At 47.9% G+C, this 21,095-nt stretch carries 24 protein-coding genes; 7 read left to right on the forward strand and 17 right to left on the reverse strand.

Features of this window, described 5'->3' with window-relative positions; translation table 11 throughout:
- Nucleotides 1-2,356 (forward strand): DNA gyrase/topoisomerase IV subunit A (locus KVT36_RS29715; protein WP_217607064.1); only part of this gene is annotated, 2,356 nt, incomplete at its 5' end.
- Between the two features lie 63 nt (nt 2,357-2,419).
- Here the strand turns inward: KVT36_RS29715 and KVT36_RS29720 are convergent.
- The 14 genes from KVT36_RS29720 to KVT36_RS29785 form a co-directional block, all read right to left on the reverse strand.
- Nucleotides 2,420-3,559, reverse strand: coding sequence for an NAD(P)/FAD-dependent oxidoreductase (locus KVT36_RS29720; protein ID WP_217607065.1), 1,140 nt, complete (start codon nt 3,557-3,559; stop codon nt 2,420-2,422).
- The gene (locus KVT36_RS29725; protein ID WP_217607066.1) at nt 3,552-4,250 is read right to left on the reverse strand and encodes a methyltransferase domain-containing protein; all 699 of its coding nucleotides are present in this window, start codon (nt 4,248-4,250) and stop codon (nt 3,552-3,554) included. The genes KVT36_RS29720 and KVT36_RS29725 overlap by 8 nt, the downstream gene beginning before the upstream one ends.
- Complete coding sequence (locus tag KVT36_RS29730) at nt 4,247-5,362, reverse strand: type III polyketide synthase (protein WP_217607067.1); 1,116 nt, start codon at nt 5,360-5,362, stop codon at nt 4,247-4,249. Before KVT36_RS29730 ends, KVT36_RS29725 begins: the two co-directional genes overlap by 4 nt.
- Nucleotides 5,355-6,218: a UbiA family prenyltransferase gene (locus KVT36_RS29735; protein WP_254640258.1), complete on the reverse strand. Its 864-nt coding sequence runs from the start codon at nt 6,216-6,218 to the stop codon at nt 5,355-5,357. The genes KVT36_RS29730 and KVT36_RS29735 overlap by 8 nt, the downstream gene beginning before the upstream one ends.
- A 9-nt stretch (nt 6,219-6,227) precedes the next feature.
- Nucleotides 6,228-6,758 carry a YceI family protein gene (locus KVT36_RS29740; protein WP_217607068.1) on the reverse strand — a complete coding sequence of 177 codons (531 nt, stop codon included), beginning with the start codon at nt 6,756-6,758 and terminating at the stop codon, nt 6,228-6,230.
- A gap of 57 nt (nt 6,759-6,815) precedes the next feature.
- On the reverse strand, nt 6,816-7,736 hold the full coding sequence (locus tag KVT36_RS29745; protein WP_217607069.1) for a hypothetical protein: 921 nt from the start codon (nt 7,734-7,736) through the stop codon (nt 6,816-6,818).
- A 213-nt stretch (nt 7,737-7,949) separates the two neighbouring features.
- On the reverse strand, nt 7,950-9,089 hold the full coding sequence (locus tag KVT36_RS29750; RefSeq protein ID WP_217607070.1) for a glycosyltransferase: 1,140 nt from the start codon (nt 9,087-9,089) through the stop codon (nt 7,950-7,952).
- Between the two features lies 1 nt (nt 9,090).
- Nucleotides 9,091-10,038, reverse strand: a complete 948-nt coding sequence (locus KVT36_RS29755; RefSeq protein WP_217607071.1) for a glycosyltransferase family 2 protein — start codon at nt 10,036-10,038, stop codon at nt 9,091-9,093.
- 127 nt (nt 10,039-10,165) lie between these two features.
- Entirely contained in the window at nt 10,166-10,669 is a 504-nt protein-coding gene (locus KVT36_RS29760) for a DUF4199 domain-containing protein (RefSeq protein WP_217607072.1), read from the reverse strand.
- Between the two features lie 21 nt (nt 10,670-10,690).
- Complete coding sequence (locus KVT36_RS29765; RefSeq protein WP_217607073.1) at nt 10,691-11,953, reverse strand: dihydroorotase family protein; 1,263 nt, start codon at nt 11,951-11,953, stop codon at nt 10,691-10,693.
- 138 nt (nt 11,954-12,091) lie between these two features.
- Entirely contained in the window at nt 12,092-12,526 is a 435-nt protein-coding gene (locus tag KVT36_RS29770; protein WP_217607074.1) for a thiol-disulfide oxidoreductase DCC family protein, read from the reverse strand.
- A complete protein-coding gene (locus KVT36_RS29775; RefSeq protein ID WP_217607075.1) occupies nt 12,483-13,436 on the reverse strand; it encodes an HTTM domain-containing protein in 954 nt (317 codons plus the stop codon). Before KVT36_RS29775 ends, KVT36_RS29770 begins: the two co-directional genes overlap by 44 nt.
- An 11-nt stretch (nt 13,437-13,447) precedes the next feature.
- Nucleotides 13,448-14,080 (reverse strand): hypothetical protein, encoded by a 633-nt coding sequence (locus KVT36_RS29780; protein WP_217607076.1) that lies wholly within the window; start codon nt 14,078-14,080, stop codon nt 13,448-13,450.
- A gap of 145 nt (nt 14,081-14,225) precedes the next feature.
- Nucleotides 14,226-14,585 carry a hypothetical protein gene (locus KVT36_RS29785; RefSeq protein WP_217607077.1) on the reverse strand — a complete coding sequence of 120 codons (360 nt, stop codon included), beginning with the start codon at nt 14,583-14,585 and terminating at the stop codon, nt 14,226-14,228.
- A gap of 310 nt (nt 14,586-14,895) precedes the next feature.
- Here KVT36_RS29785 and KVT36_RS29790 point away from each other — a divergent pair, with 310 nt between their 5' ends.
- The 3 genes from KVT36_RS29790 (at nt 14,896) to KVT36_RS29800 (ending at nt 16,272) form a co-directional block, all read left to right on the forward strand.
- Nucleotides 14,896-15,228: a helix-turn-helix domain-containing protein gene (locus KVT36_RS29790; protein WP_217607078.1), complete on the forward strand. Its 333-nt coding sequence runs from the start codon at nt 14,896-14,898 to the stop codon at nt 15,226-15,228.
- Nucleotides 15,229-15,448: 220 nt separating this feature from the next.
- Nucleotides 15,449-16,063: a DUF2975 domain-containing protein gene (locus tag KVT36_RS29795; RefSeq protein WP_217607079.1), complete on the forward strand. Its 615-nt coding sequence runs from the start codon at nt 15,449-15,451 to the stop codon at nt 16,061-16,063.
- Nucleotides 16,063-16,272, forward strand: coding sequence for a helix-turn-helix transcriptional regulator (locus tag KVT36_RS29800; RefSeq protein WP_089918602.1), 210 nt, complete (start codon nt 16,063-16,065; stop codon nt 16,270-16,272). The genes KVT36_RS29795 and KVT36_RS29800 overlap by 1 nt, the downstream gene beginning before the upstream one ends.
- 16 nt (nt 16,273-16,288) lie before the next feature.
- Here the strand turns inward: KVT36_RS29800 and KVT36_RS29805 are convergent, their stop codons facing one another.
- From KVT36_RS29805 to KVT36_RS29815, 3 genes are read right to left on the reverse strand one after another with little or no spacing between them, the layout of a single operon-like run.
- Nucleotides 16,289-16,762 (reverse strand): hypothetical protein, encoded by a 474-nt coding sequence (locus tag KVT36_RS29805; RefSeq protein WP_217607080.1) that lies wholly within the window; start codon nt 16,760-16,762, stop codon nt 16,289-16,291.
- Nucleotides 16,763-16,792: 30 nt separating this feature from the next.
- A complete protein-coding gene (locus tag KVT36_RS29810; protein ID WP_217607081.1) occupies nt 16,793-17,509 on the reverse strand; it encodes a LytTR family DNA-binding domain-containing protein in 717 nt (238 codons plus the stop codon).
- On the reverse strand, nt 17,506-18,525 hold the full coding sequence (locus tag KVT36_RS29815) for a sensor histidine kinase (RefSeq protein WP_217607082.1): 1,020 nt from the start codon (nt 18,523-18,525) through the stop codon (nt 17,506-17,508). The genes KVT36_RS29810 and KVT36_RS29815 overlap by 4 nt, the downstream gene beginning before the upstream one ends.
- Nucleotides 18,526-18,712: 187 nt before the next feature.
- Between KVT36_RS29815 and KVT36_RS29820 the strand changes: the two genes are divergently transcribed.
- From KVT36_RS29820 to KVT36_RS29830, 3 genes are all read left to right on the forward strand, one after another.
- Nucleotides 18,713-19,516, forward strand: a complete 804-nt coding sequence (locus KVT36_RS29820) for a hypothetical protein (protein WP_217607083.1) — start codon at nt 18,713-18,715, stop codon at nt 19,514-19,516.
- 24 nt (nt 19,517-19,540) lie between these two features.
- On the forward strand, nt 19,541-20,272 hold the full coding sequence (locus KVT36_RS29825) for a hypothetical protein (RefSeq protein WP_217607084.1): 732 nt from the start codon (nt 19,541-19,543) through the stop codon (nt 20,270-20,272).
- Nucleotides 20,273-20,432: 160 nt separating this feature from the next.
- Nucleotides 20,433-21,038: a hypothetical protein gene (locus KVT36_RS29830; RefSeq protein ID WP_217607085.1), complete on the forward strand. Its 606-nt coding sequence runs from the start codon at nt 20,433-20,435 to the stop codon at nt 21,036-21,038.
- Nucleotides 21,039-21,095 lie beyond the last annotated feature (57 nt).

A 21,095-nucleotide genomic window follows, 5' to 3' on the forward strand; every position in this document is an offset into this window, starting at 1 on the left:
AATGGACGATGGCCGTTTTAACAAGGTGGCCAACGTTATAGGGCAAACCATGCAGTACCACCCGCACGGGGGTGCCTCCATCAGCGATGCAATAGTGAACCTGGGACAAAAAGAGCTGTTGATAGAAACCCAGGGTAACTGGGGCGATGTACGCACCGGCGACGATGCGGCGGCTGCCCGTTACATTGAGGCGCGTCTTTCAAAGTTTGCGCTGGAAATAGCCTTTAATGCCAAAACCACTACCTGGCAGCTGAGCTACGATGGCCGTAAGAACGAGCCGCTCACCCTGCCCATGAAGTTCCCGCTGCTGCTGGCACAGGGCGCGGAAGGTATTGCCGTGGGCCTTTCCACCAAAATATTACCGCATAACTTCTGCGAGCTTATAGATGCTTCCATTAAATACCTGCGGGGTAAAAAGTTTGAGCTGTACCCCGACTTTATGACCGGCGGTATGATAGATGTAGCCGGGTATAACGATGGTAAGCGCGGAGGCAAAGTACGCGTACGTGCGCATATTGAAGAAAAGGATAAAAAAACGCTGCTGATCAAAGATGTGCCTTATGGCGTTACCACTACGCAGGTAATGGAATCCATTGTAAAGGCCAACGACAGCGGTAAGATCAAAGTGAAGAAGGTGGTGGATAATACTGCCAAGGATGTGGAGATAGAAGTGCAGCTGGCGCCCGGCATTTCACCGGATATTACCATTGATGCGCTGTATGCATTTACGGATTGTGAAATATCCATTTCGCCCAACGCCTGTATCATTGTAGAAGATAAACCGCAGTTTGTAACGGTATCTGACCTGCTGCGGCACTCAGCCAACTTTACCCGCGAGCTCCTGAAAAAAGAGCTGGAAATAAAGCTGTCGGAGCTGGAAGATAAATGGCACTATACCTCCCTGGAAAAGATCTTCTTTGAAAAAGGTATCTACAAGGAGCTGGAACAAAAACATAAGGACTGGGAAGCCGTACTGGTAGCCATCGACAAAGGTTTTGGCCCGTATAAGAAACAGCTGAAACGGGAAATTAGCCGGGAAGATATCGTGAAGCTAACGGAAAAGCCTGTACGCCGTATTTACCGCCTGGATATCAATGAGCTGAATGAACAGATCAAAGCAATTGATGCGGATATTAAACAGGTAAAATACGACCTGGACCACCTGGTGGATTATACTGTGGGTTATTATGAAAACCTGCTGAAGAAATATGGTAAAGGCCGGGAAAGGCTTACGGAGATCAAAACCTTTGATACCATACAGGTGCAGCAGGTGGCCATTGCCAATACCAAGATCTATGTGAACCGTGCAGATGGTTTTATTGGTACTTCCCTGAAGAAAGATGAATTTATAGCAGACTGCTCTGACCTGGATAACATTATCGTGTTCCGCCGGGATGGTAAGATGCTGATCACCAAAGTATCTGATAAAACCTTTGTAGGCAAGGATATTATTCATGTGGATATTTTCCGTAAGGGCGATGAGCGCACCACGTATAACATGATCTACGTGGATGGCAAAAGTGGTATCAGTTATGCCAAACGCTTTAATGTAACCGGTATTACCCGCGATAAGGAATATGACCTGACCATTAAAGGAGAAAAGAACTCCAAGGTGCATTACTTTACCGCCAACGCCAATGGCGAGGCAGAAGTGGTAAGCATCAAGCTAAGCCCCAACTGCCCGGCGCGTAACAAGGAGTTTGACCTGTTCTTTGAAACCATTGCCATTAAAGGCCGTAACTCGCAGGGCAACCAGGTAACCAAATACCCCATCCGCAGCGTGAAGTTTAAGGAGAAAGGCGTATCTACCCTGGCCGGCCAGAAGATCTGGTATGATGTTGCCGTAGGCCGCCTGAACACCGAAGAACGCGGTGTGTACATTGGCAGCTTTGAAGGAGAGGATAAGATCTTTGTGGTGTATAAGAACGGAACTTACGTACTTACCAACTTTGAGCTTACCAACCGTTATGAGCCGGATGATGTGATCTACATCGAAAAATTCAACCCGGAAAAGATAGTGACCGCTATTTACTTTGATGCAGATAAGAAACAGTTCAACGTTAAACGTTTTAAGATTGAAACGCAAACAATGAATAACAAGTTCCTGTTCATTAAAGAAGGCGCCGGTAACTACCTGGAGCTGGCCACTACGCACTCTGATCCTATTGTGCTGCTGAAAACGGGCAAAAAACGCAGCCCGGAAGAAGAGGAAGTGAACCTGGGTGAGTTTGTGGAAATAACCGGCTGGAAAACAGTAGGTACACGTATTGCCGGAGAAGACCTGGTAAGTGTGGAGCTCCTGTCTGAAGATGAGGATCCGGACCCGGAGGAGAATGTGCAGGGAGAGCTGTTTTAATTAATAATGAAGAATGAAAAATTACCAGGACCGGCAGGATTTAACTGCCGGTTTTTTTTATTACTAAAACGGTTTCCCATGCGTAGACCTTATGATCTGCTTCGCTAACCCTGGCATGTAGCGCATTAAGCCAACCAAAAAGGTGGCCCGGCTTTCAGTGCCCAGGAAGGCCTGGAGTATACGGCCCATGAACAGACGGGACGTGAAGTGCTTGCGCCAGTGGTGCCGGTAACAACGTTCCATTTCCTTACGGGTGATCTTTTGCTGCAGCAGCTCATGGATCTGTTCAAAGGCCAGCTTGGCGGCATGCATGGCCATGCTCATGCCGTTGCCGCAAAGGGGAGTGATCATGCCTGCGGCATCGCCCACCATTAAGATATGCCCTTCTACAGCGGCCTTTTTGGAGAAGCTGATCTGGGAAATGGCCAGCGGCTGCTCATACAGGAAAGTGGCTTCCGTGAAGATCTTTTTCAGGTGCGGGTTGCGGTATAATATTTCCTGCTCCATGTGCGGAATGCTGTTATTATGTTTTTGCAGGTTAGCGGCAGTGGTCAGGTAACAAAGGCAGCACTTATCATCTTCAATACGGGCAATACCGCAATAACCATCATCAAAATTATGCAGGGCTATCAGCTCTTCGGGGTGATCATATTGAATGTGATATTTAATGCCAATGTAGTTATTGAGCTTGCCGGGCGGCTGTTGTACAAAGGGCCGTTTCCACTTTACATCCAGGTTGCTGCGTTTGCCAAAGGCGCCTGCTGCAATGAAGGCGGTAATACGCCGGCCCTGATCTGCATTAATGACAAAGCGGTTGTTCCTGAACTGTACATCCTGCACTTTGGTTTGGGTAAGCACATGTACGCCTTTCTTTTGGGCAATTTCATATAAGGCATTATCCAGCAGGTAACGGCTAATGCCAAACCCGCCCAAAGGCAGGTCAGCCGTGTAGGCCTGCCCGTGCGGGTCGGAGAGGAGCAGCCTCCGGATCTGCGGCAGGTTCATGTTTCCTACCGGAACACCCAGTCTTTCCAGGAAACCCCGGCTTTCCAGGCTAATGTATTCCCCGCATACTTTATGAAAAGGATATTGTTCTTTTTCCAGCAGCACCACGCTGTAACCCGCGCCGGCACATTGAATAGCCAGGCTTAACCCCGCAAGGCCACCCCCTATCACAGCAATATCATACCGGTTATCATTCATGGTGCTTAAAAGTAACCAGGTGACGAAAAGCCCATTGCCATTGCACGCCGGCCGGCGGTAACCCGGCCTGTGCCAGTAAACCCTGCCATTCCCGCTTTTTAAAGCCCCTGGCCACACTTAGCGGCGCATCATTCTTTACCAGGTAAGAGCGGGAAAATAATTTAGTGAGCACACGTATGGAGTGGTAAGCCAGCCAGTGCCGGTGCAGATCATTGATAAAAAAGCCGGTGCTGCAGTGCTGCTGCATCCATTGCAGCTGTTCAATTAAAGCGGCATTGGTAAAGTGGTGGCAGAAAAGGCTGGAAAAAATTACATCCGGTTTATCCGTAAACGTTACATCCCGGTAATCATTCACGATCCAGCGGGTGTAGGATTGCAATATTTGCTTTTGTTCTGCATATTCAATGCAGGTATCCTTTATGTCGATACCCGTAAAGGTTACGCTGATGTGCTTGCGTTTGCACCATTGCAGCAGCGCTGCCAGGTTATCGCCGCCGCCGCAGCCTATTTCACATACATGAATGCGGGTGCGGCCGTTCAGCAGCTGCTGCAGGCCGCGGATGGTAATACGGTGCCCGCCCAGCCAGCGGTTGATGTTATCCAGCTCCCGCAGGTTCTGCTCAATATCCTTGAATGGAATGTTGTTCCCATCCAGTAATTCCGGTTTGTATGAACGTTGTGCGAGGTTCATTTTACGGAAGCGATAAATGTTTCCATTGTTAGCCCCGGGCCAAATGCCACTCCAAAAATCCTTGCCGGTTGCGGGTTGTGCTGCAGTCCTGCTAATATATCCTTTAGTATAAATAAAATAGTTGCAGATGACATGTTACCATAATCTTCCAGCACTTTACGGGAAAAGCACAGGTCATTGGCGTCCAGCTCCAGCTGATGCTCAATTTCGTCCAGGATCTTACGGCCGCCGGGGTGTACGCACCAATGGGTAATATCCTGCTGGTTAATGTTGCTCTTTTGCAGGGCTTCCTGTACCAGCCCGCTGATATCTTCTTTAATAAGATGCGGGATATAGCTGCTCAGCGACATCAGGAAACCTTTGTTGCTGATACCCCAGGCCATATCCAGCTTGCCTTTAAATGCTATGTTGGCGCAAAAGCCATCAATGCTCAGCGCAGGTTTGCTGCCTGTGGTTGTGCCCGCGGGCTGGTTAGCCATCAGCAGCGCTGCGCTGCCATCGGCAAACAGCAGGGCGCTGGCAGCATTATCGGGCGTATAGTCCTGCTGAAAATGCAGGGTACACAGCTCTGTAGCTACGATCATTACTTTGGCCTGCGGTTCCGTATCACAGATCATCTTCCCTAACTTTAACGCATGTACGGCGGCATAACAGCCCATAAAGTTTACGGATGTACGAAAAATGCCGGGCGACAGCTGCAGCGCTTCTATGATCTCGAGATCCAGGCCAGGTGCGCTCATGCCGGTACAGCTTACAGTAATAAGGTGGGTAACAGCTGTTACCTCCATAATCCCTTCCATACACTGTTCTATGGCCTGCAGGGACAGGGGCAGGGCCTCCTGTTTATACAGGGCCATACGTTTATCTACCGACAATAAGGTGCCGTTAGCGCTAACAGCAGCGGTTTGTGTAACGGTCCATTCCTCCTCCGGCAGGCTATAATCCGGTAATACGGAATAGCGGGTTTGAATACCGCTGTGCCGGTATAAAAAAGACAGCTTACGCTTATCAGTTTCATCCAGCTGGTGTACCTGTTGCATAAAACGCAGGATGTCGTCCTGCTGGTGACGATAAGCGGGTACCGCTGTGCCTATGGAAATGATCTCAGCCAAAATGATGCAGAATTAGTAATACAATGAAAGCCATGTTAGTACAGGTACCTGCCAATATGTTCATTTGCATGGTACGCTTAAAGTCCGCCCTGGAAGCATCCTTCCACACCTGTATGAGCCAGCGTATGAAAAAGAGGACAACGGGGATGAAAAATAGCTGCAATATCACAAAGTGACGGAGCTGCTGTTGTTGTTGATAATGAACAAACAACAGGCCAAAGGCAATGGCATACATGCCTGCACAGAACAAAAAGGTGCCACGCCTGCCCAGCTTCATGCTTAAGGTGGTTACCTGATCCTTTGCATCTGCCTCATGCTGGTATACCTGTGTAATGGGGTAGAAGCCGCCGATGAGAAAAGCTGCTGTTATGGCCGGTATCCAGGGAAAGGGCAGATCACTTTTCGCTGCGGAACCATAATACACCATACAGAATACCAGGGCGCCCTGGTTCAGGATCACTGTCAGGTAACCTGTGACCGGGAAACGTTTTAAACGGATGCGCCGGTTACTGTAAGCCCGGGAGCAAAGGATATAACAACCTAAAGCCACTGCAAACCAGGGAGATACGAGGAATGATAGTAGAAAAGCCGCTACATCCATCCACACTGTTACATAAAACAGCTGCCGCGTAGGCTGCATGGGTTTGGCCACACCGCCAATGCTGCCTTCGTCCCGGTCCATATAGCTGTTATAACCATTACTGGAAGGGTATAACAGCACATGCAGCAGTATAAAGATCAGGATGGCTTTGGGCCAGTTAATAGCTGGTACAAAGCTCAGCGCAAACCAGTACACTGGCATGAGAAAATAGGAGAAAGGAAAACGCAGCAATTGTATTGTTGAGGGTTGTAACATGCAGGGCGTTTATTTTTTTACGGGTACCGATATATCTACTTTAAAATCGCTGCCCAGGATGAAACTGGAACCTCCAACTTTATAGTCTTCCCGGTTCACTGCTATGTTTGCGGTGAACAGGCCGCCGCTGGCAGTTTTACTGTAATTAAAGGGCAGGCTGATCTCCTTTTTAACCCCGCGTATTTCCAGGGTGCCGGAGGCTGTATACCCTTTATCAGATTTTTTAATAGCAGTGGAAGTAAAGCGGATCAGGGGAAACTTATCAGCATACAGGTATTTTTCGCCTTTGGCGTGTTTGTTCTTTAAGCCGCTGCCGGTATTTATGGAAGCTGTGCTCACGGTTACATTAAACTTTGAGCCCGGAAGGTCATTCTCATCAAAAATAATATCCCCTTTTAAACCGCTGAAGGAGCCGGAAGCGCCTTTGCCGTCAAATTTAATAGTGTAGCCGTCTGCAATTTTCCAGCTGGTAGCAACATACGTGAAGGCGGATGCTACAACAAATATTGCAGCCGTCAGCGTGACAGTAAATCTTTTCATTGTGCTCTGATTAAACGGCAAATAGTGCCCCTGGATGAATATAACAAAAAAACCGTGTTACTTGTTTTTGCGTTTCTTCGACGCCTTTTCCGCTTCCATTTCTTCTGCGGTTTGGGGGTGCATCAGGTTCTTTTTCCGCTGATCCTGCGGCTGCTGCACCGGGAATTTGCCCAGGGGCAAGGCGTCGTGAAACACTTTTTCTATATGTACCCATTTCCCTCCTTTCCATTTAAACCCTTCATAATCCAGGTCAGGTACATACGTATACGGTTTTCCCGGCTCATTGGTTGCCGATACAAGATGATCAAATACGATCATATCCATTTCGGGGTTATAACTGAGGCTGATGGTGGCTTTTTTACTGTATTCTATAATGAAGCGTTTGCGGGTAGGCTTAGGGACCGTATCTTCTGCGTAGCTAAAGAAAGGCCCGCCAAATACGGGTTTGCCGTTCTTGAACTGCAGCATATCCACCAGTTTTTTTGTGCTGCGCAGGTTATTGGCGTCATAGCCAAATAACGTATAGTATTCACTGTTAAAGAAGTGCTGCTGTACTATTTTATAATAGAGGCAGCCGTACCAGGCTTTGTTATCGCCAACGGTATCTATATTGGAGGTATAGTCGGAATTATCAAAGAGGGGGAACAGCTTCAGCTGCCCGTTCTTACTGTTCATTTGTATGGCGCCGTAGTGGCGGTAAAAGCCATTATCGTTCTCAAGGCCCCAGGTAAAAATGCGGAAGCTGCTATCCTGCGGGTATTGTATGCTGATGCTTTGCAGGGAATCAAAGGGATACTCAAAAGAGTAGGGGGCTTTAAGCGCGCGCACCAGCTGCGGTATAAACTGGTCGCTGGCCTGCTGGCGTATGTCTTCTGTTTTACCGTTTAAAATAGTATCAGCTACCTGCTGCAGGGAATCCTGCTGTTTTGAGAGCAGGGTGCTGTCTGCCGGGCGCAAGTGTTGCGCCTTTGCGGCCATACAGGTGAAGAGCCATATTAGCAGAAGAAAGGTTTTGTTCATAAGCTGAAAGCGCAACGCAGAAAGCATAAAGCTGCCTGCGTTTTGTTTAATATGCCCAGTGTTTAACGCTGCGTGTGTTATTTTTGTTATATGTTCCTGGAAAAAGCTCAAAGCTGAAGGCTAAAAGCCTTAAGCATAAGGCATAAAACAAACGGCATTAAGCTTTTTGCTTTATGCTTTCAGCTTTACGCTTTCCGCAAGTGCATGTATTTCAGCGGCCAGGCGGCTCCAGGAGTATTTTTGTTTTTCTTCCTGTATGCCGGCTGTCATGGCAGCTTCCCGGTCCTCTGCATAATATTTTTCTACGGCAGCTGCAATGGAGGCCGGTTCCGGCTCACAAATGAAGCCTACTTTGCCATCCGGGATGGTTTCTGCCAGCCCGCCTACATTGGTAACTACCATGGGCTTTTCAAAGTGGTAAGCTATCTGTGAAATGCCGCTCTGGGTGGCGCTTTTATATGGCTGTACCACCAGGTCGGCCGCACGGAAATAATACTTTACGTCGTCGTTGGGAATGAAATCGGTATGCAGCAATACCTTATCGCCCAGCTGGTGTTGTGCGATCAGCTGGTGATAGGGGGCAGCATCTTCATAAAACTCCCCGGCTACTATCAGATGAATGTCCAGCTTACGCAGGCGTTCATCTGCCATAGCCTGTAATAACAGGTCCAGCCCTTTGTAGGGGCGTATGAAACCAAAGAACAGGATGTACCGTTTCCCCGCATCCAGCTTCAGGTGAGCCCTGGCAGCGGATTTAGGTATTAATTCCCCATAGCTGTCATAAATAGGATGGGGGATGAGCGATGCCTTTTTTACAGGCTCAAACTGCCGCAGGTCGTTGATCACAGACCGGCTCATGGCTACAAACACATCCACCGGTTTCAGGAAGTAGCGGGTAAAGGCTACATCGCCAAACCTTTTTTCATGCGGTACTACGTTATCCAGCAAACCTACTATGCGGATGCGGCTGCCTTTTTTAGCGATGCGTAATATAGTGCCCAGGCAGGGTCCCATAATGGGCAGCCAGTATCTTACAATAATAATGTCAGGGTTAAAGCGGCGTATTTTGCGGCCGGTGATCCACCAGTTCAGCGGATTAATGGAGTTTACGATACGGCGGATACGCAGGTGTGCGGGCGGAGGATCTGTTGAATACTGGCTTTTGCCGGGGAACATGAAACCAGGATACTGTACAGTGAAGGTCCAGATATCTACATCGTCTGTTTGCTGCAGCTCTTCGGCCAGCCTTTCGTTATAAGCTGCCAGGCCGCCCCGGAAGGGGTAGGCGGTGCCGAGTATGAGGATCTTCAATTCACGAGATTTTTTCTTCGATCAAATAATTATTCCGCTCCGGTGCATTGCGGGCTACGAGCTCGCCAATAAAACCGGTGAGGAACAGTTGTGAACCTATGATCATAAACAGGATGGCCAGGTAAAAGATAGGCCGGTCCGTCATGTTGTACTTGTCAAAAGCTATTTTGGCAAAGCCCAGGTAAAAGGCAATCCCAAAACCTAAGAAGAAGAACACGGTACCCAGCGCGCCAAACAGGTGCATAGGGCGTTTCCCAAACTTACCGATGAACATAATGGAGGCCAGGTCCAGGAAACCGTTAATAAAACGTTCCAATCCAAACTTGGTAACGCCGTATTTGCGGGCGCGGTGCTCTACGGGTTTTTCGCCGATCTTGCTAAAGCCGGCCCATTTGGCGATCACGGGTATATAGCGGTGCATTTCCCCATACACTTCAATAGACTTCACCACTTTTTTGCGATAGGATTTCAGGCCGCAGTTCATATCGTGCAGCGCTACCCCGCTCATTTTGGTGGTGGTCCAGTTATAGAGCTTACTGGGCAGGATTTTGGTGAGTGCGTTATCGGAGCGGATCTTTTTCCAGCCGCTTACCAGGTCGTAGCCGTCCTCTACTATCATGCGGTACAGTTCCGGTACCTCATCGGGGCTGTCCTGCAGGTCGGCATCCATGGTAATGATCACATTGCCCTGTGCTGCGCGGAAGCCTTCATTTAAGGCGGCGGATTTGCCATAGTTACGGCGGAAGCGGATGGCTTTAATATGCTGCGGGTCGCCGGCTGCCAGGCGCTGTATCACTTCCCAGGAGCTATCCGTGCTACCGTCGTCCACCATCCATATGTCGTAGGTGAAGTTGTTTTCCTGCATCACACGATCAATCCAGGCAACAAGTTCCGGCAAAGATTCTTCTTCGTTTTTTAATGGAACGATAACGGATATGTCTAAACTCATAGTCTGGATAATTTTTTAAAAACGCTTAACGCCGAATGCTTAATGCTGAACGCTAATGCAGCCAGCGGTAGGTCCGCTGCCCGAACATAACATAATCAGCGTTAAGCATTGGGCGTTCAGCGTATTCCTATAACTGCGGCTGTTGTACGTTCGGGTTCTTCTTGGCTACGGCAGCACCTATAAGGGATGCAATGGCGCCAAAGAACAGGGTACCGAAAATACCGCCTGCTAATACAAATACCATGAACATCTTACTGGTCATGGCAATGGCTTTTTCTATCACATCATCTGACTGTCCCTGTTTTTCCATCTGCCTGCGGGCTTCTTCCAGCGCTTTTTCCTTAATATCCGGGAAAATAAGGATGAATACCACGGAGAACAGCACGGTAACCAGTGCTATAAGGGACGTAGTTTTGAACCCGTTTGCAAAAACATTGCCAAAGGTCACATTCCCGTCGTTCAGCTTTGCAAACTGGGTGCAGGTAAAAATAACGCCAACAAATATTACAACCGTGCTTACCCATTTTACCCAACTCTCTGTGCTGAGGTTCATCACATAAAAGAGTACAGATAACAGAATAAGGATTGCGCTGATAACCAATCCATACTGAAGATGGTTGCTTTTGTGCATAGTAGTAAAGGTTTATAAGGATTAAGAAAACAGTACCTGATTATTATTGATAACCGCTTTCACTTTGCCTGTTAACTCCGCGCCAATATACGGTGAATTTTTAGACCGGGAAGCAATATCAGCGCTGGTGAACGTCCAGGTGGTATCCGGTTCAAATACAGTGAGGTTTTCCAGCTCTCCTTTATTAAATTCCGGTACAGGAAGGTTAAAGATGCGGCGTGGATTTATGGTGAGCATTTGTATAAGCTGTGGCAGGGGCAGCTGGGGAATATGTCTACGGATCACCCCAAAACAGGTCTCCAATCCTATCATCCCATTCTTTGCATATTCAAATTCCAGCTGTTTGGCATCCCAGTCCTGCGGTTGGTGGTGGGTGGCAAAACAATCCACCACGCCATTCACCACGGCCTCTTTCAGCGCGGCAACATCTTCTTCGCTGCGCAGGGGCGGGTTTACTTTAAGATGGGTATCGTAGTTCCGGAGGTCAGCATCTGTAAAAGACAGGTGGTAAGGCGTAACGGAGCAGGTAACCTTTATACCTTCTTCCTTTGCTTTGGCAATGAGGGCTATGCCTTTGGCAGTGCTTACGCCGGTAATGTGCAGTTTGGAATCTGTGTACCGGGCCAGCTCCAGGTCGCGCTGAATGATCAGCTCCTCGGCCAGGGCGGGTTTGCCGGGCATGCCCAGCTGTGTGGAGTGGATGCCTTCATGCATAAGTCCGTGGGCGGAGATGCTCTGGTCATCCGGCAGCTGTATAATGGTGCCGTCAAAGGCTTTTACATATTGCAGGGCTTTAAGCAGCAGGCCGGGGGATTGTACGGGTTTAATACCGTCGGAAAAGGCGGCGGCGCCAGCTTCCTGCATCTCGTACATTTCTGCCAGGGAAGCGCCTTCCAGGTTTTTGGTAATGGCGCCTATGGGCAGCACCTGTACAGGGCCGCGGCTGGTATTGCTGAGCACATAGCTGATCTGCGGTTTGGTATGCAGGGCCGGCTGGGTGTTGGGCACTATCATTACCGTGGTAAAACCGCCCCTGGCTGCTGCCAGTGAACCGGTTTGCAGGTCTTCCTTATGCTCCTGGCCGGGATCGCAGAAATGGGCAAAAACATCCATCCAGCCCATGGATACGTGGAGGTTATTGCCTGTAATGATGGTTACATTATCCGCCTTAATTTCTGCGGCTACCTTGCTCACCTTGCCATCTGCTACTAAAATGTCCATCGGCTGCCCGGAGAAGGGATCATTCGGGGCGATAATGATTGCTTTTTTAATTAATATCTGCATGCTGTAAAATAAAACCTGGCTGTAAGAATAATGCTTGTCCAAAAAGTGCAGGGCAAAAATAGGAAAATTTGAAGATGGTGGGATAGGAAGTGGAAAGTAGAAGGTAAGAAGTCAGAGATTTAGCAGGAAAGGGGGAACCTACACCAGCCGCTCCCGCATTTCAAGGGTGGGCAGGGCGCAGGCCTGCTTACGTACCAGCCGGTGGCGGCGCCGGGCTATCCAGTTATATACCGGGTTACTGATAAAAGCGGGAATACAGCTCAGCAGCCAGCCGGCCAGGCCGAACGGCTGCCGGCATCCGCGCAGAATGCGGGCTATAGCAGCCGTCCGGGTATATGCTTTGCCATGCTGTATCAAGTAAATGGTACCGGCTTCTGTACCTGTGGCCAGGGGCAGCCCATGCTGCCGGGCCAGGGCCTGGAAACAGCCGCTTTGCTGATCGCAGAGGCGGAAATCTACCCGGTCCATGCGGATAACCCAGCGTATAAAGCCATTGCAAAAGGCACAGCTCCCATCGAATAATATGATCTTATCTGCCTGCATATACCTGCGGTTCAGGATGAAATTCCGCAAAGGTAGGTAATTTCCATTTGGCTTTCCGGTTTATGCGGCTGATCAGCTTATTCAGGAAGGCCTGCCATTCCTCATCTTTAAAAAAGAAGCCATAGGTCATGATGAAAATGATCTCGAACCCATAGATCATCATAAACACATAAATACCCAGGTGCAGCGCAATGCCACAAAGCACTACAACAAGGCGGGTCTTTTTAAACCATACCAGCACAGGGAAATACACTTCCACGATCAGGGTAAAATACGTGGAGATGGTGACGAATACGCCGTTCCTAGCCAGAAAATCGTTCCAGGGTGTGCCTTTAAAACGGCCAATGCTAAAAGTATAATAAGTGGCCACGCCATTGAACCATACCTCTGCATGGATCTTATGCCAGGCCGACCAGAAATAGATCATACAAAAGTGCAGGGTAATGGCCCGCACACACAGGTTGCTGCCCAGGTTCGACAGCCGCCGTAATGTTTGGTTCCTGAACTGCCCGGCTTTAATGCTGAAGTATTGGTAGCTGTCGGCAAAAACCATGTACAGCATAATAAACTTCATCAGGTTATCGCCGCCATTCAGCACCAGGTTGCACATGCGCTGCAGGGTTTCATAACAAAGGAACAGCAGCAGGGCGGTAAAATGTTTCCCTATACCAAACAGGTATAATACAATGATCAGCAGGTAGGCGGTAATGAACCACTGGTAATGCTCCCGCAAAAAATGGGTAGGGATGCCCAGCAGCTCTGTAATAAAGGTAGGTACCGGCGATACAAAGGAATTGGCGCCATACAGGATATCCAGGTAGGCCCACTGAAAGAGGATGGTTTTAATTAAATGAAAACAAACAAAGATGCGGAATACCGCGAGGTAAAAGGAATAGCGGTTCTTTTCCTCTAAACTGAGCAGGTATTTAAACAGTGCCATGGTGTACGGTTTTAGCGGTTAAGGGTAACATAATCGCTGATGAAATAAGCTTCTTCGCGGCGGGGTTTGGTGCTGAACCGGTCAGCAAATTTGGGGAGCATTACGTGGGAGAGAATGAGACGTACTTCATGCCGGGCTGTATCCAGCCGGTTCTTTTGAGCTACAATGGCCGCGTAGTTCCGCAGGGTTTGAAAGCTGATGCCATGCTGGATGGTTTCCCGCAGCATATGTTCACCGCTGGTATCTGTTGCGCTTTTCCCGGCTTGTTTGTTCCGGTAGATGAGGTCCTGGCGCATATCGTGCAGGTCATCGCCAATGCCGGTCATGCTGCCGGAAAGCAGGTAGTCTACAATATCCTCATGCCAGTTAAACGGTGCTTTCTGTTGTTTGAGGGTTACAATCGGTTCCATTACCTCAAAGGTTTTGGTTTGGCGGGTAAGCTTATCACGGAACTCGTAGTACAGGCGCTCATCATAATTAGGGGGCGGGGCAAAGAAGCCCCAGCGCTGGAACAGCCATTGCTGGAACACCTGCTGCTGGTGGTAGAACTGCAGGCTTACATAATTATCCGGCATGGTGAATAAGAAGGTGGCTGCAAAATAGCTGATGAATGCCAGGTATATAATCGGGCGTAAAATATTCATGGCTGAAGGTTTGAAGGGTTGAAGCGGGATAGTGTAAATACATAAGGGTTAAGAGAAGGCTGAATAGCGGGCATAGCTTGCCCAGCCCGGTTCTTCAGCCTTCTGCTTCAACCTTCAAAGTTTACACTACTAACTAAAACTGTGATTAATCGAGGCTGTTCAATTTGCTCTGCACTTGCTGTGCAGGTTTCAGAATACCTCCACCCGGCTGGGTGATAATGGTAGCATTTGCAGTAGCGGTCAGCAGGTCCGTTTGGGTAATGTAACGGGTTGCTGTAATAAGACGGGTGTACGGCAGGGGCACTACATAAATAGTGGGCACCGGGGTCAGGTAAGCAGCCGCTTTGGCGCCGCTCACATTCCGGGCATCTGCCAGCTGCAGGTTTGTGGCCTGGTTGCTGCCTAATAAGGCAGGTGCGCTGGTGTGGCTGAAACTGGAAAGGGTAACAGTAGTAACTGCCAGGCAGGCTACAATGGCTGTTTTTGCATTGAAAATGCGGATCATGACGTTTAAATTTTTGAGGTTATTGAAATGAAGAAATCAACAATGGGTTACTAGCGTTGCGCAATGGCAGACATTGCTGCAACCTGTTAGTAGGTGTGCTCATGCTGTTTGGGCTGATCCTCTGTGTAAGTGTGATTTTTGGGGTGTAACAAGAAGAACAGGACAACAAACAATCTGCTGTAGATCGGGTGTAAAGTTGAACATTAAAATTATTCCTGCCAATAGCGTGCGTGTTTAATTTATTCCTAATTTTATTGTACGATCTAGTTTGTTTGTTTTTAACTGTTGACCTCAAAAATTGTTGCACCCCATGATCTCGGACACCATCAGAAAGCTCCGTATGGAGCGAAGTTTTACCCAGGAGTATGTAGCCCTGGAGTTGGGCATTTCACAGAATGCTTATTGTAAAATTGAGAACGGGCAGGTTCAATTAACCATTGACCGCTTGCAGAAAATTGCGGCTATTTTAGATACGCCGTTGCCCCAGTTATTCAACTACCAAATGGAGCCTGAAGAAAAAGACAGCGCGTTACCATTTTGCCAGGACGTTATTGTGCTATTGCAGGAAGAGCTGCAGGCAAAACAAAAGGTAGTGAATGACCTGTTAGGGATCATTAAGGTAATGCAGGGCAGTCCCGGGTAATGGTTGCTGTATTGTTTCCCATGCCTTTTTAGTGGTTTTGCCGGCGTCCGTTTGTGTTAGCCGCGTGGCGGAGCTATGGAGTGGCGGTTAGTATAATTGAAAAAACAACCCATAGATGTTATTAAAGCTAGTATTTACCCGTTATTTAAAATATTTTATGTTTTACATAAAAAATTAAATGTTTTGCGTACATTTGGATCGAAACAAAATTTCATACTTTATGAACCGGATCATTATTCGCGGGTTGTATATCCTTACCAATATTGTATGGTACCTGTTCTGGGTATTCCTGGTTATTATTGTTATTGGCATCTGCATTAAAATGTTCACCACCCATAAGCTGGAATGGGACGTACCTGTTACTATAAATGCGGCCAAACACCTGCCTGTTACGGGTATGGATACGGCGCAGGCGCAGGTATCTTCCCTGCGGGATGTAGAAGGTTTAATGAAGTTCAAAGTGCAGCTTACCCCGTTGTTATCTGCTATTGTGGTTGTGTTCTTTTCTTTGTCTATGTTCCTGTTCGGCAGTGTGCTTTACAACACCCGCCGTATTTTTCAATCCCTGAAAGCGGAGGTGCCTTTTAACCCGGAAAATGTAAAGCGCCTGCGTTATATTGGCCTGTTTGTAATAGCGATGGCGGTTATCAATTTTATAGATGCTTTTGTAAAGAATGTACTGTTCAAAGTTCAGCTGCAGCAGGCAGAGAGCATCTACCATATAAAAATAGTGCTGGGTTTCTGGCCGGTTATTACCGGGCTTATTATCCTGGTGCTGTCGGAAGTTTTCCGGAAAGGCTACCAGTTAAAAGTGGATAACGAATCTTTTGTATAATGGCGATTATCATAAACCTGGATGTGCAGATGGCAAAGAACAAGATCTCTTTAACAGAGCTGGCACAGAAAGTAGACATTTCCCTCACGAACCTGTCTTTGCTGAAAACCGGCAAGGTAAAAGGGATCCGTTTTGACACGCTGGAGGCCTTATGCAGGATCCTGAAATGTAAACCCGGTGATATACTGGATATTACAGACGCAGAATAACGTAGTGGTGTTTACGTTAGTGGTTCCATACAATTAAGCTGTCGTCCGGCACATCATATTCATATACCTGGTGCGTAAGCGTATCTATGTACAACCAGCCGTCTGTAATAAACCGTTTCCCATAATCATCTTCATAATCATGGCCCAGGTGGCATACCATGTATTTTGCGCTGTCGGTATCCAGCAGCTGATCCCATAACCAGGCAATGGAGCTGTCTTTGGCGGCGTTTTGTACAGCGGTATTATCCGTCAGGGAAATGTATTGTGTTACCAGCACATCGGCCCAGCTTAATCTTTCGCGCATGGCGCTGTCTATTTCAAGAGAGCGGTTCTCTTTACCGGCGGGTGAAAAGGCCCGGTAAGCAGTATCGGCCTGCACAAAAGTGGCACTGTCTGAATGATTGGCGGTAGTGGCGCCGGCGTTGTCCGGAACAGAGGAACAACCCGCAAAAGCGAATGCGCAAAACAAAGCGGCAAGGGATCTTTTCATAGGGGATGAAATAATTGCCAACAAATATAATTAAAAGATCCGTTGGCGGATAGCTGCCATAAAAGGCTCCCGGAATTTTTCGCTTACGGGTATTTGTTTGTCGCCAATGAAAATATGATTGTCCTGGATCTTGTCCAGCTGCGCAATGTTCACAATATAAGAATGGTGTACGCGTATAAACGGGTGGGAAAGCTGTTCCTCAATGTCTTTCAGGCGGCGGTACACCAGTAATTGCTCCCCGCTGGTAACCAGCCGTACATATTCTTTTTCGCCTTCAAAATAGAGGATGTTGCGCAGCAGCAGCTTATGAAATGTTTTGCCGGATTTAATGAAAAAATATTCTTCCGTTGCAGGTGCGGATGGGGGAGCGATTACTCCCCGGTCTTTTAAATGAAAATGGGTTTCTATTTTTTGTACGGCTGCGTAAAAACGTTTTAACGTAATGGGTTTCAGCAGGTAATCCAGCGTGGTATATCCGTAGCTGTCTGCCGCATATTCTGAATAAGCGGTGGTGAATACAATATGGGTGGTTCTGGGCAGCAGGCCGGCCAGCTCCATGCCGGTAAGCTGTGGCATGTTAATGTCCAGGAAAATAAAATCTACGGTTTGTTCTTTCAGAAAGGCCAGCGCTTCCAGCGCATCGTAACATTTGGCCAGCAGCTGCCATTCTGTGGTTTGGCGGATGAATATTTCCAGCAGGTTCACGGCATTGGGCTCGTCATCTATAATAATACAGCGCAGGTTCATTGTAGCGGAATTTTCAGGGATGCATTAAAGTATTTGCCTGCTGGCTGGGCGCTGAGCTCATAGTTGCTGCCAAATAATAACGACAGCCTTTTGTGCAGGTTGCGGATGCCAAAACCGCTTTGCCCGGTTACGGTTTGTTTATCGTGCAGCAGGTTCTGGGTTTGAAAAAGCAGGTACCCGTTCTCCTGCACCAGTGAAATGGTAACGGCATTTTCCGGGTTGGATTTATCGATCCCGTGTTTGAAAATATTCTCTACAAAGGTCATTAATAACATAGGCGGAATGCTGGCCTCTTTGCGGCAGTTCTGGATAAAGGTAATGGATATCTCGTGCCGGATACGGATCCTTTCCAGGGCAATATAATTTTCAAGGAACTGGATCTCCGTGCCCAGGGTTACTTCCTCCCGGGGGCTTTCATCCACAAAGTACCGCATGATCTCTGACAGGCGTTCAATGAGCATAGCGGTGCGGGGTGCTTCCTTATAAGCTTCGTAATAAATATTGTTAAGGGTATTAAACAGGAAATGCGGCTGCACCTGTGATTTCAGGAGGTTCAGCTCTGCCAGGCTTTTTTCTGCAATGATCTCCTCTGCCTGCCGTTTCAGCTTAAAATAGTCCAGCGCAAAGCGGAATATAAAGCTCAGCACATAGATCACTACACAGGCGGCGCTTACATAAATAATGCTTTTAGTAGTAATGGGCAGGTACTCTTTGGAAAAGTATTTATTGTAGATGTATTGGGAAAGATAGCTGCGGGTAATGCCTACCAGCGCAAGAAAAAAAATGGATGCCAGCGCGTAAGGCAGTAACCGTTCTTTTTTATAAAACACCGGTAACAGGAAATGGATGTTGCCATAAATTATAATGGCATAGAACGCCGTGCTGATGGCCGTAAAGGCAGCTGCCTGCACCACGCCATCCATCGGCAGCATGGAAAAGAAATTGATCAGGAACACAAAACCCCAGAGCAGCCATTGCAGCTGCACGGGGCTGGCCTGGCCGGAAAATATCTTCATAATTAAAGGTACAAAGATTTTAAGGCTGCCTGCCACCTGTTTTCAACCGTTGGCCGGTAAAATTCAACCGTTGCCGTTATTGAACACTATGCGGGTACGGCTAAAGTATGTGCGTGAATAATTGAATTGATTTTTATAAGCAGCAGCGGCGGCAGACATTTGTTTTTATTATTCCAATACAACCGCTATGAAAAATAACATTGTTATCGGCATATTAATATTGATCGCCATTATGGCCGGTGTACTGGCGCCCCTGGTGCTGGAGGCGCAGGCTACGGATACGGTGGCGCCGGGCAGCCAGATCCTGAACACCCGTTTGCTGAAACCCGGGCTGCGCCAGTACCTGGTGTATTACCAGCGCCCGCAATCGCCTAAAATGTTATGGTGCTGGTACTGGCTGCGCGATATTAAAACAGCTACCCGCAACGGGGAGCCGGTATTCACCATCAGCCAGCACTGGTATGGCGCTGATACTACCAGTTACCGGGCTTATTTTTCTGTGAACAGCGCAAAGGATTTTACCCCCCTTTACCACCAGGAAACTGCCAAAAACTGCCTGGCAGCCTATAACTGGGGAACAGCCGGTATTAACGCTGCTGATACAGTAACAGATAATTCAAAGAAAGGATTTACGCTGCAGTTTGACCGGCCCAACTTTAACTGGAACCTGGATGTGGAAACTTTTGAAATGCTGCCGTTAGCTGCGGGTAAAACATTTGCCATTAACTTTTATGATGCCGGTTTAGACCTTCCCGGATTTGTGATCTATAAAGTAAGCGGCAGCGAAGCGCTTACCACGCTGGATAACAAAAGCGTGGATTGCTGGAAGCTGGTGACCAGCGGTAACAATAAAGGTGTTGACTATACGCAAACTTTCTGGATCAGTAAAAAGGAGCATGAATTTTTGAAAGAGGAAGATGTGTATGGAGGTATGTACCGCTGTAAAGTAAAGCTGCCGGCCTTTATGCCGGATGTACTGACACATTTTTAAACCTGTTGTAAAATGATCACCTGTATGAAATATACTTTTCTGCCAGTGGTGTTTATACTGGGCAGCTTGTTCTTTATGCAGGCCTTGCCGGAAGAAACACCGGTGAATAATAAGAACGAGGTATTTGTGCTGGCTACCTTATACAGCCGCCATAACAGCACACCGGTATATAACCTGGATACGCTGAAAAAGATCATTAATGCCATTGCGCCGCAGGTATTTGTGCTGGACGTAAACCCGAAGGAATTAAAGGAGCAGAAAGTGTATCCGTCCAAGATAGAGTACCCGGGTGTAATATTCCCGCTGGTAAATGAAATGCAACGCCCGGCTTATGCTGCAGAGCCGCCGGAACCTGTTTTTACTGAAATAGTGCAGGCTGTGATCAAAGCGCATAAAGAGTTTGACAGCACTCAGGCCGATGCCTCCCGCTCACTGCAGCGGTATACCGGCAGCCTGTTTAATGTGCTGAAAATAGTATGGCAAACACCTGCTGATGTGAACGGGCCGCGCACGGATAAAGCGCTGGCGGGTAAACGCGCGCTGGAAGACCAGCTTATAGGCCCGGTAGATATGGACGGCGACCGGCGCTGGACGCAGAACATTGTAAATGTAACGCTGCAGGCCGCCAAAGCGCACCCCGGCAAACGTATACTGGTATTGATAGGAATAGAGAACTGCCATGGCGTGCGGGCTGCCCTGCGCGCACAAAATAGCATACAACTTGTTGATATGGAACAGTGGCTTCGCCGCCAATAACGGTAACCCATATACTGTAATGTACCATCCTTCCGCCGGAAGGGGAGCTGAAAGGCTCCCTTTTTCATTTAGTATAAATATATGGTATTAAAATGTTATGTATTTTAAAGCTGCCGGTAGTAACTTGCGGGCCTATTCCTATACGAACTAAATAAGAAAAATGAAAAGTCACAAATTGTTGTTAGCTGCTGCAGTAACCGCCGTTATGGCATCCTGCGGAAAAGATGATGCAAAACCGGAAGGAAATGCTTCTGAGATCCAGGGGACCTATGATTTTGTAGGGATGAGCGTTGCCGGCATCAGCACGGTTACCGTACCTGAATCCAATGAAAAAACCATTACCTACAATGCTTACAAAACCAAGGAAAATGTTGGGTCTTTAGTGGTAGATGCCAGCAAGTTTGTTTCTACTGCTATGGGTTATTCCATTGATACTACTGTAAAATCCGAGTATTATGATGAAGGCCTGCTGGAAGATACTTATGAGCTGCCTTTCAAAGTCACCATACCGCCGGCTGGAAGTAACGCAACCTATAAGCTGGTTGGCACTGATTCTATCCATTTCGATAAGGGTTTTATTACCGTACCGGATGATCCCAACATGGGCGGCGCTACCCAGGAATCCGGTGCAAGAATAACCTGGAAAGGTGATACCCTGGTTATGCGTTCTGTGTTTAGCGCTACCACTACCCGGTTACAGTCCGGCTTTACCGTGATCACTGTGTTTAATTCTGTACAGGAAGTAAGGCTGAAGAAAAGAAAATAGCTCTCTCGATTGCGTATTCTAATAAACAAGGGCGTGCTGGTTTTCAGCCGCCCTTCC

It is taken from the genome of Chitinophaga sp. GbtcB8, from assembly GCF_019091455.1.
Classification (GTDB): Bacteria; Bacteroidota; Bacteroidia; order Chitinophagales; family Chitinophagaceae; genus Chitinophaga.

Bases quoted from the DNA above. Each gene is read 5' to 3' on its own strand.
- KVT36_RS29720 (WP_217607065.1), bottom strand. From the start codon at position 3,559: ATGAATGATAACCGGTATGATATTGCTGTGATAGGGGGTGGCCTTGCG.
- KVT36_RS29725 (WP_217607066.1), bottom strand. From the start codon at position 4,250: ATGAACCTCGCACAACGTTCATACAAACCGGAATTACTGGATGGGAAC.
- KVT36_RS29735 (WP_254640258.1), bottom strand. From the start codon at position 6,218: ATGTTACAACCCTCAACAATACAATTGCTGCGTTTTCCTTTCTCCTAT.
- KVT36_RS29740 (WP_217607068.1), bottom strand. From the start codon at position 6,758: ATGAAAAGATTTACTGTCACGCTGACGGCTGCAATATTTGTTGTAGCA.
- KVT36_RS29745 (WP_217607069.1), bottom strand. From the start codon at position 7,736: ATGGCCGCAAAGGCGCAACACTTGCGCCCGGCAGACAGCACCCTGCTC.
- KVT36_RS29755 (WP_217607071.1), bottom strand. From the start codon at position 10,038: ATGAGTTTAGACATATCCGTTATCGTTCCATTAAAAAACGAAGAAGAA.
- KVT36_RS29760 (WP_217607072.1), bottom strand. From the start codon at position 10,669: ATGCACAAAAGCAACCATCTTCAGTATGGATTGGTTATCAGCGCAATC.
- KVT36_RS29765 (WP_217607073.1), bottom strand. From the start codon at position 11,953: ATGCAGATATTAATTAAAAAAGCAATCATTATCGCCCCGAATGATCCC.
- KVT36_RS29775 (WP_217607075.1), bottom strand. From the start codon at position 13,436: ATGGCACTGTTTAAATACCTGCTCAGTTTAGAGGAAAAGAACCGCTAT.
- KVT36_RS29780 (WP_217607076.1), bottom strand. From the start codon at position 14,080: ATGAATATTTTACGCCCGATTATATACCTGGCATTCATCAGCTATTTT.
- KVT36_RS29785 (WP_217607077.1), bottom strand. From the start codon at position 14,585: ATGATCCGCATTTTCAATGCAAAAACAGCCATTGTAGCCTGCCTGGCA.
- KVT36_RS29790 (WP_217607078.1), top strand. From the start codon at position 14,896: ATGATCTCGGACACCATCAGAAAGCTCCGTATGGAGCGAAGTTTTACC.
- KVT36_RS29795 (WP_217607079.1), top strand. From the start codon at position 15,449: ATGAACCGGATCATTATTCGCGGGTTGTATATCCTTACCAATATTGTA.
- KVT36_RS29800 (WP_089918602.1), top strand. From the start codon at position 16,063: ATGGCGATTATCATAAACCTGGATGTGCAGATGGCAAAGAACAAGATC.
- KVT36_RS29805 (WP_217607080.1), bottom strand. From the start codon at position 16,762: ATGAAAAGATCCCTTGCCGCTTTGTTTTGCGCATTCGCTTTTGCGGGT.
- KVT36_RS29810 (WP_217607081.1), bottom strand. From the start codon at position 17,509: ATGAACCTGCGCTGTATTATTATAGATGACGAGCCCAATGCCGTGAAC.
- KVT36_RS29815 (WP_217607082.1), bottom strand. From the start codon at position 18,525: ATGAAGATATTTTCCGGCCAGGCCAGCCCCGTGCAGCTGCAATGGCTG.
- KVT36_RS29820 (WP_217607083.1), top strand. From the start codon at position 18,713: ATGAAAAATAACATTGTTATCGGCATATTAATATTGATCGCCATTATG.
- KVT36_RS29825 (WP_217607084.1), top strand. From the start codon at position 19,541: ATGAAATATACTTTTCTGCCAGTGGTGTTTATACTGGGCAGCTTGTTC.
- KVT36_RS29830 (WP_217607085.1), top strand. From the start codon at position 20,433: ATGAAAAGTCACAAATTGTTGTTAGCTGCTGCAGTAACCGCCGTTATG.